Source organism: Streptomyces viridiviolaceus, assembly GCF_014650995.1.
Classification (GTDB): domain Bacteria; phylum Actinomycetota; class Actinomycetes; order Streptomycetales; family Streptomycetaceae; genus Streptomyces; species Streptomyces viridiviolaceus.
In genome coordinates this window covers 126,588-139,238 of sequence record NZ_BMWA01000004.1, presented here as the reverse complement: position 1 = coordinate 139,238, position 12,651 = coordinate 126,588, and the positions used below count along the sequence as shown (strand labels likewise).

The following is a 12,651-nucleotide window of genomic DNA, read 5'->3' as shown; positions in this document are numbered from 1 at the left end:
CCCCGGCGGTGTGGCGGGGGCGGGCGGGGCGTGGCCTAGGCTGGTCGGGTGACGACCCCGGAAGCTGAGCCAGAGCAGGGTGGTGCGCCGCGGCCCGAGGAGCGGCTGGAGCGGGCCGTACGGGCCGCCGAGCAGGCGCTGATCGAGTACGAGATCGCGGTGGAGACCTTCCGTGTGGAGGTCGAGAACTTCTCGCGGCTGCACGAACAGCGGCTCGGCCCCATGTACGCGCGGCTGGAGGAGCTGGAGGCGCAGATCCTCGAGGCCCGGGCGGCCCGCACCCAGGACCCCGAGGACCGGCGCCGGGCCGACGAGGCGCGGGCCCGGCTCCTGCCGATCCCCGGCGTCGAGGAACTGCTGCACGGGTGGATGGACGGGGACGGGCTGTTCCCCGAGGCCTCCGCGATGCTCACGGACCAGGCGGTACGGCCCCCGCAGCGGGTCCGGCCCAGCGAGGAGGCCCGACGGCTCTACCGCGAGCTGGCCCGCAAGGCCCACCCCGACCTGGCGCAGGAGGAGGACGAGCGGGTACGGCGGGAGGAGTTCATCACCCGGGTCAACGCCGCCTACGCCCGCGGCGACGAGAAGGAGCTGCGGGAGCTGGCCGAGGAGTGGGCCGCCGGTCCGACGCCCGAACGGCGGCCGAGCCGTGCCGAGGAGCTGTACGTCCGCCTCGAATGGCTCGCCCAGCGCAAGGAGCTGCTCACCGTGCTCGCCAAGGAGCTGGAGGAGGGCGCGATCGGCTCGATGCTCCGGCTGGCCCCGGACGATCCCGACCGGCTGCTGGAGGAGATCGCCGAGCAGCTGGCCGCCCAGGTCGGCGAGCGGGAGGCGGAACTGGCGGCGGCGCTCGGGCAGACCTGAGCCGGCTTGCGGTTCGGGTAGCGTCGGGGGCATGAGTTTTGGAGCTGGTGTGCCCACGGCCCAGGTCACCGACCTCGAGGACGGCGACTTCCTGCTGGACGTCCGCGAGGACGACGAGTGGCAGGCGGGTCACGTCGCCGGGGCGCTGCACATTCCCATCAGTGAGTTCGTGGCCCGGTACGGCGAGCTGACCGAGGCCGCGCCGCAGGACGGCCGGGTCCATGTGATCTGCCGTTCCGGGGGCCGCTCGGCCCAGGTCACCATGTACCTGGTCCAGCAGGGCATCGACGCGGTGAACGTCGACGGTGGCATGCAGGTGTGGGCCGCCGCTGGTCGCCCCGTGGTGAACGAGAAGGGCGAGCCGGGGCACGTCATCTAGATCTGTCCAACACCGGGTGCGGCGGCCGGCATGACCCGGCGGGTGCGGGTGGGCGGTGGTGAGGGGCGGGCTCCGGCTCAGCGGTCGAAGTCCAGCTCCACCTTCTCCGTCACCGGATGCGACTGGCAGGCCAGGACATAGCCGGCCTCCGTCTCCTCCGGCTCCAGCGCGAAGTTGCGGTCCATCCGCACCTCGCCCTCGACCAGGAAGGCCCGGCACGTCCCGCACACCCCGCCCTTGCAGGCGTAGGGCGCGTCGGGCCGGTTGCGCAGCACCGTCTCCAGCAGCGACTCGCCCTCCCGGACGGGCCAGGTCCCGCCGCGGCCGTCGAGCCGGGCGGTCACCGTGCTGTGCGCGGGGGCGGGGGACGCCGCCGCAAGGGCCGCACCCGCGTCGACGTGGAAGATCTCCTCGTGGATCCGGGTGCGCGGCACGCCGAGCCCGCGCAGTGCCCGTTCGGCCTCCTGCACCAGCCCGAACGGCCCGCACAGGAACCAGCCGTCCACCCGGTCGACCGGCAGCAGCGCCGGCAGCAGTCCGGTCAGCCGCTCCTGGTCGAGCCGGCCGGACGGCAGCCCGGCCTGCTGTTCCTCCCGGGAGAGCACCGTCACCAGCTGCAGCCGCTCGGGGTGGCGGTCCTTCAGGTCGGCGACCTCCTCCAGGAACATCGTCGACGCGGACGTCCGGTCGCTGCGAATCAGACAGAACCGGGCCTCCGGCTCCCGCGCCAGCAGCGTCGACACGATCGACAGCACCGGGGTGATGCCGCTGCCGCCGACGACCGCGGCGTACAGGCCCGGTGCGGGGTCGAGCGTGAAACGGCCGGCCGGGGTCATCACCACCAGCTCGTCGCCGACGCCGATCTCCTTCAGCGCGTACGTCGAGAAGGCCCCGCCCTCGACCAGGCGCACTCCGACCCGCAGCTCGCGCGGGCCCTCGCCGTCCGGTGCCGGGGAGCAGATCGAGTAGGTGCGGCGTATCTCCGTCCCGTCGGCCGTGTGGCGCAGGGCCAGGTGCTGGCCCGGCGCGTGCCGGTACTCCTCGCGCAGAGCCGGGGGCACGGTAAGGGTGAGGGCCACGGAGTCGTCGGTGATCCGGTCGACCGCGGCCACCCGGAGCCGGTGGAAGCGGGCCATCACAGCTCCTTGAAGTGGTCGAACGGTTCGCGGCAGTCGAGGCAGCGCCGCAGCGCCTTGCACGCGGTGGAGGAGAAGCGGCTGAGCAGCTCGGTGTCGACTGATCCGCAGTGCGGGCAGCGGACGGGGGCCGGGTCGGCCGGGTCCGGTTCCGGCGCCCGGGTCCGCAGCGGCCCCAGCGTCACGGGGACGGGGCCGGCCGGCTCCCGCACGCGCGGCGGGGCTATGCCGAACCGGCGCAGCTTGCGCCGCCCTTCGTCGGTGATGTCGTCCGTCGACCAGGCGGGCGTGAGCACCGTGCGGACGGTGATGTCCCGCATGCCGTGCTCGCGCAGCGCCCGCTCGATGTCCACGGACATCGCCTCGATCGCGGGGCAGCCGGTGTAGGTCGGGGTCAGCTCGACCTCGACGGCGTCCGTGCCGTGGACGTGCACCGCGCGCAGCACACCGAGTTCGTGCAGGGTGAGCACCGGCAGTTCGGGGTCGGGGACCGAGCCGGCGACCCGGAGGAGCTCCGCCTCCAGCGGGGTGGTCGTCACCATGACGCCCCCGGGTGGCTGCGGTGCAGGTGCTGCATCTCCGCGAGCATTCGGCCGAAGGGTTCGGTGTGCAGGCCCTGACGGCCGGCTCCGGCCGCCCAGGCGCCCGTCCGCGGTCCCTCGGGGACCGTCAGCGTGGCCCGGCGCAGCACCTCACCCACCGATTCCAGCCAGGCCGTCTCCATCCCCGCCCAGTCGGCGTCGACGCCGTTCACCGGCTGGAACATCTCGCCGGTGAACCGCCACAGGGCGTCGCAGGCCCGCTGCATCCGGTCATGGCTGACGTCCGTGCCGTCGCCGAGCCGGAGGGTCCACTGCTCGGCGTGGTCGCGGTGGTAGGCGACCTCCTTGACGGCCTTGGCGGCCAGCGGCGCGAACGGGCCGTCGCCGGCGGCGAGCCCGGCGTACAGCAGCTGCTGGTAGGCGGAGAAGTACAGCTGGCGGGCGATGGTGTGGGCGAAGTCGCCGTTGGGCTGCTCGACCAGCTGGAGGTTGCGGAAGGCGCGCTCCTCGCGCAGGTAGGCCAGCTCGTCCTCGTCTCCGGCCATCGACAGCAGGACCCGGGCCTGGCCCAGCAGGTCCAGCGCGATGTTGGCGAGGGCGACCTCCTCCTCCAGGACGGGCGCGTGGCCCGCCCACTCGCCCAGGCGGTGGGAGAGCACCAGGGCGTCGTCGCCGAGGGCGAGGGCGGCTGCGGCCGTCGTGTCGACCGTGACTGTCACAGGTGCTTCACTCCCTCGGGGATTTCGTAGAAGGTCGGATGCCGGTAGGGCTTGTCGGCGGACGGCTCGAAGAAGGGGTCCTTCTCGTCCGGGGAGGACGCCGTGATCGCGGACGACGGGACGACCCAGATGGAGACGCCCTCGCCGCGCCGCGTGTACAGGTCCCGGGCGTTGCGCAGCGCCAGCTCCGCGTCCGGCGCGTGCAGGCTGCCGGCATGGGTGTGGGCGAGGCCCCGGCGCGAGCGCACGAAGACCTCCCACAGGGGCCAGTCGGTGGTGCTCATGCTCGTGCCGCTCCCGTCTGCCCGGTGTGCCGGGCCTCACCATGGTGCTTGGCCGCGTGGGCCGCGGCCGCCTCCCGTACCCAGGCACCTTCGTCGTGTGCCCTTCTGCGCTGGGTGATCCGCTGCTCGTTGCACGGGCCGTTGCCCTTGAGGACGTCCCAGAACTCCGTCCAGTCGATCGGGCCGAAGTCGTGGTGCCCCCGCTCCTCGTTCCACTTCAGGTCGGGGTCGGGGAGGGTGAGGCCGAGGGACTCGGCCTGCGGGACGCAGATGTCGACGAAGCGCTGGCGCAGCTCGTCGTTCGAGTGGCGCTTGATCTTCCAGGCCATCGACTGCGCCGAGTGCTGGGAGGCGTCGTCGGGCGGGCCGAACATCATCAGTGACGGCCACCACCAGCGGTCCACCGCGTCCTGCGCCATCGCGTGCTGCTCGGGGGTGCCGCGGCTGAGGGCGAGGAGCAGCTCGTAGCCCTGGCGCTGGTGGAAGGACTCCTCCTTGCAGATGCGGACCATCGCGCGCGCGTACGGGCCGTAGGAGCAGCGGCACAGGGGCACCTGGTTGGTGATCGCGGCGCCGTCCACGAGCCATCCGATCGCCCCGACGTCGGCCCAGGTCAGCGTGGGGTAGTTGAAGATCGAGGAGTACTTCTGGCGGCCCGAGTGGAGCTTGTCGAGCAGCTCGTCGCGGCTCACGCCCAGTGTCTCGGCCGCGCTGTACAGGTACAGGCCGTGGCCCGCCTCGTCCTGGACCTTGGCCATCAGGATGGCCTTGCGGCGCAGGGAGGGCGCGCGCGTGATCCAGTTGGCCTCCGGCTGCATGCCGATGATCTCGGAGTGGGCGTGCTGGGCGATCTGCCGGACGAGTGTGGCGCGGTAGGCGTCGGGCATCCAGTCGCGGGGCTCGATGCGGTCGTCGGCGGCCACGGCGGCGTCGAAGGCGCGCTGGTACGCGGTGGTGTCGCCGGTGGCGTCCGGGGTGCCGTACGCCGTGGTGCCGGCTGTGTCGCGCGTGGCTGCTGTCGCCATGGGGTCCCCCTCGACCTGGGTACTGCTCGGAGTCTGCTCCCGACCGATCGTTCGGTTCGTGCGATTCCATGGTGAGACGGGGGCCGTAAGGTGTCAACCGCTGTGGATGACCTGCCGGGGCCGTCCCGGGCGGAACGGGTCGTTCCGCCCGCTGGGGGCGCCACGGCCCGTGACGCCGCCCAGGAGTGAGCGGGTGGAGGCGCCGGGTGTGGTGACGGCCACGGTGCCGCCGGCCCGGCGGGGGCTGTGCGGGTGGACGGTCCTGAGTACCGTTCCCGTTCGAGCGCCGTGGAGCAGGCACACGGGCGGTGGCCCGGCGTCCTGCGGCAGGCGGGCGGGCGGAACGACGGACCGGGACCGGGGAACGGGGCGGAATGGACGCGTACGACACAGGCTCGAACGCCCGGCGGGGGCAGGACGAGCCGGGCGGTTCCGCCGAGGCCGCAGCCGGCGCCGGTGCCGGTGCCATGGACTCCCGGCCCGATGCCGACGTCTCCCGGCCTGAAGCCGACGGCCCCGGCTCCGGGGCCGTCGGCTCCCCGGGGACCCTCGATCCCCCAGGGGCGGGCGCCCGCCCCCGTACGGGAGTCGCCGCGCTCTCCCCGCGCTACCAGATCGGTGCCGCTCTCGCGCTCGCGGTCGTGGCGGTCGCCGCCTGCGCCCACATCGCCCTGACGTTTCTGCACGTCGCCCCGGCCAACACCGTCACCAAGAAGCACGGCGCGGTGATCGACGAGTGGATCTACCCCGAGTTCGAGCAGAACTGGAAGCTCTTCGCGCCGAACCCGCTCCAGCAGAACATCTCCGTCCAGGTCCGCGCCGAGGTGAGCACGGCCGACGGCGGCATACGGACCACCGGCTGGTACGACCTGTCCGCCGAGGACGGCCGGGCCATCGACGGCAATCCGCTGCCGAGCCACACCCAGCAGAACGAGCTGCGCCGCGCCTGGGACTTCTTCGTCGCCACCCACGACTCCGACCACCGCCCGGTGGGCCTGCGCGGCGCGCTCTCCGAGACCTATCTGCGCCGGATCGCGGTCCTGCGCCTGGAGCGGAACGACGCGGCCGGGCCGGGTGAGGTCGTCGAGCGCGTCCAGTTCCGCTCCCGGACCACGAACGTGCCGCCGCCCGAATGGAGCGGGGAGCAGGTCTCCGACCGGCCGGTCCACCGGGTGGTCCCCTGGTGGACGGTGCCCGCCGGCGAGACGGAAGGGGACGCCGCGTGAACCGCCTCGCCCTCTCGGTCTCCCGGGCCATCGCCCGCGTCACCGACTCCGCCCTCGGTCCGTACCAGAGCGCGGTGATCCGCATCGGGTTCAGCGCGACCTGGCTGCTCTTCCTGCTGCGCGAGTTCCCCCACCGCCACGAGCTGTACGGCCCCGACGGTCCCTGGAGCCGTGACCTCGCCGAGCAGCTGATCGCGGACAACGGCGCCTTCACGGCGCTGATGTGGTGGGACGGCGGGCTCTGGTTCGAGGCCGTCTACGCGCTGTCCGTCCTGACCTGCGTACTGCTGCTGCTGGGCTGGCGCACCCGCACGATGTCGGTGCTCTTCATGGTCGGCGTGCTCTCGCTGCAGAACCGCAGCGTCTTCATGGGGGACGGCGGCGACAACGTCCTGCACCTGATGAGCATCTATCTCGTCCTCACGCGCTGCGGCCATGTGTGGTCGCTCGACGCCCGCCGGGCGGGGCGGGCACGGGAGGCACGCGCGCGTGGGGAACGCGTCGTGGACCGTACCGGGCCCGCGCTGTGGGGTGTGTTCGGGCTGCTGCTCCTCACCGTGACGCTGGCGGGCCGGCTCGACGGCGACTGGTTCGTCCCGGCGCTGCTGTGGACGGTGTGGCTCGCGCAGGCCCTGTGGTGGGGCGTGGCGCGCCTCGCGAGGGGCGGCGAGCTGCGGATCCTGCTCGACGTCGTCGCCAACATCGTGCACAACGGTGCCCTGCTCGTGATCATGGCCGAGGCCTGTCTGATCTACGCGACCGCCGGCTGGTACAAGATCCAGGGCTCCCGCTGGCAGGACGGGACCGCGGTCTACTACCCCCTGCACCTGGACTACTTCTCGCCCTGGCCGGCCCTCGCCGACCTGCTGTCCGCCAGCGGCACGCTCGTGCTGCTCATCACCTACGGCACGGTCGCCGTCCAGGTCGCCTTCCCGTTCACGCTGTTCAACCGGCGGGTGAAGAACGTCCTGCTGGCCGTCATGATGACCGAGCACGCCGTGATCGCCGTGGTGCTCGGACTGCCGTTCTTCTCGCTGGCGATGATCGCCGCGGACGCGGTCTTCCTGCCGACGCCGTTCCTGCGCCGCCTGGGCGACCGGGCGGCACGCGCGCGTGGCCGGCTGGTCCGGCGCGGGGGCGACCGCAGGGCGGCGGTGCCCGCCCCGCGCGGCCCGAAGGACGACGAGCACACGCACGTAGGCTTCTCGGCATGACCGCTCCCGGCCCCGACGACGCCCTCGACGTCTGGCGCAGGCACGTCGACGCGTGCGTGCTGCTCGACGGCTTCCACGCCCTGAAGCACGCGCTGCGCTTCGGCGCCGAGGTGCCGGTGGCCGTCACCGGCGACCGCGCGGCCGCGCTCGCCCTCGCCGACGAGCTGGCCCCTGACGTACGGGACGCCCTGGCCGGCATGCTCGCCGAGGTGCCGCAGGAGACGTACGCGTCCCTCGTGCCGCGTCCGCACCCCACCGCGGTGGCCGCCCTGGCCGCACGGCCCTCGCGCGCGGACGGCCTGCGGAAGCTGGCGCACACGCCCCGCAGCGCGCCCGTCGTGGTCCTCGACAACCCGCGCAACCTCGGCAACGCGGGTGCCGTGATCCGCCTGGCCGCCGGTTTCGGCGCGACCGGTGTGGTCACCACGGGCACCCTCGACCCGTGGCACCCCACGGTGGTGCGCGGCGGCGCGGGGCTGCACTACGCCACCACCGTGGAGCGGCTGGCCGTCGGGGAGCTGCCGCCGGGGCCGCTGTTCGCGCTGGACCCGGAGGGCGACGACATCCGCGGGGTCGAGCTGCCGGACGACGCGCTGCTCGCCTTCGGCTCCGAGCGCAGCGGCCTGTCGCGCGAGCTGCGCGCCCGTGCCGACCATCTGCTCGCGCTGCCGATGCGCCCCCAGGTCTCCAGCTACAACCTCGCGACCAGCGTGGCCATGACGCTGTACCACTGGAGCGCCACCGGGGGCGCGCCCCGCCTCCGCTAGCCCGGCGGACACCGGGGCCCTATGCCTCCCGGCGCACCTCCACCACCCGGAACCGGTTGGCGACGAAGGCACCGTCGCACAGGGCCGCGTTGGCCGCCGGGTTGCCGCCCGAGCCGTGGAAGTCGGAGAAGGCGGCGGTCTGGTTGACGTACACCCCGCCGGTGAGGTTGAGGGAGAGCTGGGCGGCCTCCTCCAGACAGGCCTCCTGCACGGCCTGTTCGACCTCGTCGTCGGTGGTGTACGCGCCCACCGTCATCGCGCCCTTCTCCCGGACGGTGCGGCGCAGCAGCTCCACCGCGTCCGTCGCCGAGTCGACCGCGACGGCGAAGGAGACGGGCCCGAAGCACTCGCTCATGTACACGGCCTGGTCGTCCGGCTTGGCGCCGTCCAGCTTCACGATCACCGGGGTGCGCACGACCGCGTCCGGGAACTCCGGGTTGGTCACCTCCCGCGAGGCCAGGGCCACCTCGCCGAGGCCGGCGGCGGCCTCCAGGCGTGCCTTGACGTCCGGGTTGACGATGGCGCCGAGCAGGGCGTTCGCACGCGCGTCGTCGCCGAGGAGCCCGTCCACGGCGCGTGCCAGGTCGGCGACCACCTCGTCGTAGGACTTCGGGCCCTGGTCGGTGCGGATGCCGTCGCGGGGGATCAGCAGGTTCTGCGGGGTCGTGCACATCTGGCCGCTGTAGAGCGACAGGGAGAAGGCCAGGTTGGCGAGCATGCCCTTGTAGTCGTCGGCCGACTCCACGATCACCGTGTTGACGCCGGCCTTCTCCGTGAAGACCTGGGCCTGGCGGGCGTTGGCCTCCAGCCAGTCGCCGAAGGCGGTGGAGCCCGTGTAGTCGACGATCCGGATCTCCGGGCGGGTCGCCAGGGTCTTGGCGACGCCCTCGCCGGGGCGCTCGGCGGCCAGCGCGACCAGGTTCGGGTCGAAGCCGGCCTCGGTGAGCACCTCGCGGGCGACCTGCACGGTGAGCGCGAGCGGCAGCACCGCGCGCGGGTGCGGCTTGACCAGGACGGCGTTGCCCGTGGCGAGGGAGGCGAACAGGCCCGGGTAGCCGTTCCACGTCGGGAAGGTGTTGCAGCCGATGACGAGGCCGATGCCCCTCGGTACCGGCGTGAACTGCTTGGTGAGCGCGAGCGGGTCGCGCTTGCCCTGCGGCTTGGTCCACTCCGCCGTCTCGGGCGTGCGGACCTGCTCCACGTACGCGTACGCCACGGCCTCCAGGCCGCGGTCCTGCGCGTGCGGGCCGCCCGCCTGGAAGGCCATCATGAAGGCCTGGCCGGAGGTGTGCATCACCGCGTGCGCGAACTCCATCGTCCGGTCGCTGATCCGCTTGAGGATCTCCAGGCAGACCATCGCGCGCAGCTCGGCGCCCGCGTCCCGCCACGCACGCTGACCGGCCTTCATGGCGGGCAGCAGCACGTCGACGTCCGCGTGCGGGTACTCCACCCCGAGCTCGATGCCGTAGGGCGAGACCTCGCCGCCCACCCAGCCGTCCGTGCCGGGCTGGTCCAGGTCGAGGCGGGTGCCGAGCAGGGCGTCGAAGGCCGCCTTGCCCGCGGCCGTGTCCAGGCTGCCGTTCTCCCCGTAGGCCTTGGGGTGCTCGGGGTGCGGGGACCAGTAAGCGCGCGTACGGATCGTTTCCAGTGCCTGGTCGAGGGTGGGCCGGTGCTGGGCGATCAGCTGGTGCGCGGTGAGTTCGGCGGCCATCGGGACCAACTCCTCGTCTGGAGAACTCTTCGTCGAGTTCATGACCTGGGAAGAACCATGGGCGTGAACGGGCGGACAGAGTTAGAGTAACCGAACGATCGGTCGGGACAAGGGGGTCCGCCGCATCTGTGGAAAACCCCGTGCGGGAGGATCGCGCACATGACAGCACTCGACCTCAGCAGCCCCGTGGCCGTCGTCGGAACCGGCACCATGGGCCAGGGCATCGCCCAGGTGGCGCTGGTCGCGGGCCATCCCGTACGGCTGTACGACGCCGTCCCGGGGCGGGCCGGGGCGGCGGCCGACGCGATCGGTGCCCGGCTCGACCGGCTGGTGGAGAAGGAACGGCTCACCGCCGTCGACCGGGACGCGGCACGCGCCCGTCTGAGGCCCGCCGAGGACCTCGCCGAGCTGGCCGACTGCGTCCTGGTCGTCGAGGCGGTCCTGGAGCGGCTGGAGGTCAAGCAGGAGCTGTTCCGCGAGCTGGAGGGCATCGTCGGCGACGACTGCCTGCTCGCCACCAACACCTCCTCCCTGTCCGTCACCGCCATCGGCGGCGCCCTGGCCCGCCCCGGCCGTTTCCTCGGCCTGCACTTCTTCAACCCCGCGCCGCTGCTGCCGCTGGTGGAGGTGGTCTCGGGGTTCGCCACCGACGTGGCGTCGGCCACGCGCGCGTACGAGACGGCCCGCGCCTGGGGCAAGACCCCGGTCGCCTGCGCCGACACCCCCGGCTTCATCGTCAACCGCATCGCCCGGCCCTTCTACGCCGAGGCCTTCGAGGTGTACGAGAACCAGGGCGCCGACCCCGCGACCATCGACGCCGTGCTGCGCGAGTCGGGCGGCTTCCGGATGGGCGCCTTCGAGCTGACCGATCTCATCGGACAGGACGTCAACGAGTCCGTCACGCACTCGGTGTGGCAGTCCTTCTTCCAGGACGTGCGCTTCACGCCGTCCCTCGCCCAGCGCCGCCTGGTCGAGTCCGGCCGGCTCGGCCGCAAGAGCGGGCAGGGCTGGTACGACTACCGGGACGGCGCCGAGCGCCCCGAGCCGCACACCGCCGAGCCGGCCGAGCCGCCCGCGTACGTGGTCGCCGAGGGAGACCTGGGGCCGGCCACCGAACTGCTCGCGCTGATCCGCGAGGCGGGCATCGAGGTCCGCGAGGAGGACGAGGACAAGGGCACGCGGCTGGTGCTGCCCGGCGGCGGACAGCTCGTGCTCGCCGACGGCCAGACCTCCGTGGAGTTCCGGGACGTCGTGTACTTCGACCTCGCTCTGGACTACCGCAAGGCCACCCGCATCGCCCTGTCCGCCGCGCAGCAGACCTCGCCCCGGACGCTCGCCCAGTCCACCGGCCTGTTCCAGGCGCTCGGCAAGAAGGTCAGCGTCATCGGCGACGTCCCCGGCATGATCGTCGCACGCACGGTCGCACGGATCATCGACCTGGCGCACGACGCGGTCGCCAGGGGCGTGGCCACCGAAGAGGACATCGACACCGCGATGCGTCTGGGCGTCAACTACCCGCTGGGACCGCTCGAATGGAGCCGCAGGCTCGGCGGTGACTGGGCCTGCGCGGTCCTCGACAACCTGCACGAGTGCACGCCCTCGGGCCGCTACGCGCCGTCCCTCGCGCTCTACCGCCACGCCTACGCCTCCGACAAGCGGGAGGGCAGCAGCTCATGACCACCGCCAAGCGCGACACCTACACGCCGGAGACACTGCTGTCCGTCGCCGTCCGGGTCTTCAACGACCGCGGCTACGACGGCACTTCCATGGAGCACCTCTCCAAGGCGGCAGGCATCTCCAAGTCGTCGATCTACCACCACGTCACGGGCAAGGAGGAGCTGCTGCGCCGGGCCGTGAGCCGGGCGCTGGACGGCCTCTTCGGCATCCTCGACGAGGAGCACGCGCGCGTGGGGTCCGCCGCCGAGCGGCTGGAGTACGTCGTGCGGCGCATGGTCGAGGTGCTCATATCCGAACTGCCCTACGTGACACTGCTGCTGCGGGTGCGCGGCAACACGGGCACGGAGCGGTGGGCGCTGGAGCGGCGGCGCGAGTTCGACCACCGGGTGGCCGAACTGCTGAAGGCGGCGGCGGCCGAGGGGGACGTGCGCGGCGACGTGGAGGTGCGGCTCGCGACGCGGCTCGTCTTCGGGATGATCAACTCGATCGTGGAGTGGTACCGGCCCGACGGGCGGGGCATGAGCGAACGCGAAGTGGCCGACGCCGTGACGCGGTTGGTGTTCGGGGGGCTGCGCCGCTCCTCGTGACCGCCGCCGGCTCAGCCCTGCGGCTCCAGGTCCTCCTCCTCGAACACCAGCAGGGTGCGGGTGCTGAGCACTTCCGGGATCGCCTGCAGGCGGGTGAGCACCAGCTCGCGCAGGGCGCGGTTGTCCGGCGTGTGGATCAGCAGCAGGACGTCGAAGTCGCCGCCCACCAGAGCGATGTGGGAGGCGCCGGGAAGTGCTCTGAGCTGCTCGCGCACGGTGCGCCAGGAGTTCTGGACGATCTTCAGGGTGATGTACGCCGAGGTGCCCTGTCCCGCGCGTTCGTGGTCGACGCGGGCGCCGAAGCCGCGGATGACGCCGTCCTCGACCAGCCGGTTGATGCGCGCGTAGGCGTTCGCACGCGAGACGTGGACCCGTTCGGCGACCGACCGTATCGAGGCGCGGCCGTCCGCCTGGAGCATGCGCAGGATGTCCTGGTCGATGGCGTCGAGCGGGCGCGCGGGCGGCAGGGTGCCGGTTTCCTCCGGGCGCTCGGCCATTTGTTCAGATGCCATGTCCCCCC

General features: G+C 72.7%; 14 protein-coding genes. 7 read left to right on the top strand and 7 right to left on the bottom strand.

The window, feature by feature from the left end; translation table 11 throughout:
• Positions 1-48: 48 nt before the first annotated feature.
• Both IE260_RS06595 and IE260_RS06590 read left to right on the top strand, forming a co-directional pair.
• Positions 49-864, top strand: a complete 816-nt coding sequence (locus IE260_RS06595; RefSeq protein ID WP_189869524.1) for a hypothetical protein — start codon at positions 49-51, stop codon at positions 862-864.
• 49 nt (positions 865-913) lie between these two features.
• The gene (locus tag IE260_RS06590) at positions 914-1,243 is read left to right on the top strand and encodes a rhodanese-like domain-containing protein (RefSeq protein ID WP_189869719.1); all 330 of its coding nucleotides are present in this window, start codon (positions 914-916) and stop codon (positions 1,241-1,243) included.
• Between the two features lie 77 nt (positions 1,244-1,320).
• Here IE260_RS06590 and IE260_RS06585 read toward each other — a convergent pair whose 3' ends face one another.
• Genes IE260_RS06585 through paaA form a run of 5 tightly spaced genes read right to left on the bottom strand, consistent with a single transcriptional unit; the run spans position 1,321 to position 4,949 of the window.
• Entirely contained in the window at positions 1,321-2,379 is a 1,059-nt protein-coding gene (locus IE260_RS06585) for a 2Fe-2S iron-sulfur cluster-binding protein (protein ID WP_189869523.1), read from the bottom strand.
• Positions 2,379-2,921 carry a 1,2-phenylacetyl-CoA epoxidase subunit PaaD gene (gene paaD, locus IE260_RS06580; RefSeq protein ID WP_189869522.1) on the bottom strand — a complete coding sequence of 181 codons (543 nt, stop codon included), beginning with the start codon at positions 2,919-2,921 and terminating at the stop codon, positions 2,379-2,381. Before paaD ends, IE260_RS06585 begins: the two co-directional genes overlap by 1 nt.
• The gene (paaC, locus tag IE260_RS06575) at positions 2,915-3,640 is read right to left on the bottom strand and encodes a 1,2-phenylacetyl-CoA epoxidase subunit PaaC (protein WP_189869521.1); all 726 of its coding nucleotides are present in this window, start codon (positions 3,638-3,640) and stop codon (positions 2,915-2,917) included. Before paaC ends, paaD begins: the two co-directional genes overlap by 7 nt.
• Positions 3,637-3,924: a 1,2-phenylacetyl-CoA epoxidase subunit PaaB gene (paaB, locus tag IE260_RS06570; RefSeq protein WP_189869520.1), complete on the bottom strand. Its 288-nt coding sequence runs from the start codon at positions 3,922-3,924 to the stop codon at positions 3,637-3,639. The genes paaC and paaB overlap by 4 nt, the downstream gene beginning before the upstream one ends.
• On the bottom strand, positions 3,921-4,949 hold the full coding sequence (gene paaA, locus IE260_RS06565; protein WP_189869519.1) for a 1,2-phenylacetyl-CoA epoxidase subunit PaaA: 1,029 nt from the start codon (positions 4,947-4,949) through the stop codon (positions 3,921-3,923). The genes paaB and paaA overlap by 4 nt, the downstream gene beginning before the upstream one ends.
• Before the next feature lie 374 nt (positions 4,950-5,323).
• On the opposite strand from paaA, the gene IE260_RS06560 reads away from it, so the two are divergent.
• Genes IE260_RS06560 through IE260_RS06550 form a run of 3 tightly spaced genes read left to right on the top strand, consistent with a single transcriptional unit; the run spans position 5,324 to position 8,156 of the window.
• On the top strand, positions 5,324-6,175 hold the full coding sequence (locus IE260_RS06560; protein WP_189869518.1) for a DUF5819 family protein: 852 nt from the start codon (positions 5,324-5,326) through the stop codon (positions 6,173-6,175).
• Positions 6,172-7,389, top strand: a complete 1,218-nt coding sequence (locus IE260_RS06555; RefSeq protein ID WP_189869517.1) for an HTTM domain-containing protein — start codon at positions 6,172-6,174, stop codon at positions 7,387-7,389. Before IE260_RS06560 ends, IE260_RS06555 begins: the two co-directional genes overlap by 4 nt.
• Entirely contained in the window at positions 7,386-8,156 is a 771-nt protein-coding gene (locus tag IE260_RS06550; RefSeq protein ID WP_189869516.1) for a TrmH family RNA methyltransferase, read from the top strand. The genes IE260_RS06555 and IE260_RS06550 overlap by 4 nt, the downstream gene beginning before the upstream one ends.
• A 19-nt stretch (positions 8,157-8,175) precedes the next feature.
• Here the strand turns inward: IE260_RS06550 and paaN are convergent, their stop codons facing one another.
• Positions 8,176-9,867 carry a phenylacetic acid degradation protein PaaN gene (gene paaN / locus IE260_RS06545; protein WP_189869718.1) on the bottom strand — a complete coding sequence of 564 codons (1,692 nt, stop codon included), beginning with the start codon at positions 9,865-9,867 and terminating at the stop codon, positions 8,176-8,178.
• A gap of 159 nt (positions 9,868-10,026) precedes the next feature.
• Here paaN and IE260_RS06540 point away from each other — a divergent pair, with 159 nt between their 5' ends.
• Positions 10,027-11,544 (top strand): 3-hydroxyacyl-CoA dehydrogenase, encoded by a 1,518-nt coding sequence (locus tag IE260_RS06540; RefSeq protein WP_189869515.1) that lies wholly within the window; start codon positions 10,027-10,029, stop codon positions 11,542-11,544.
• On the top strand, positions 11,541-12,131 hold the full coding sequence (locus IE260_RS06535; RefSeq protein ID WP_189869514.1) for a TetR/AcrR family transcriptional regulator: 591 nt from the start codon (positions 11,541-11,543) through the stop codon (positions 12,129-12,131). The genes IE260_RS06540 and IE260_RS06535 overlap by 4 nt, the downstream gene beginning before the upstream one ends.
• Positions 12,132-12,142: 11 nt before the next feature.
• Here IE260_RS06535 and IE260_RS06530 read toward each other — a convergent pair whose 3' ends face one another.
• Positions 12,143-12,643: an Lrp/AsnC family transcriptional regulator gene (locus tag IE260_RS06530; protein WP_373303321.1), complete on the bottom strand. Its 501-nt coding sequence runs from the start codon at positions 12,641-12,643 to the stop codon at positions 12,143-12,145.
• Positions 12,644-12,651 lie beyond the last annotated feature (8 nt).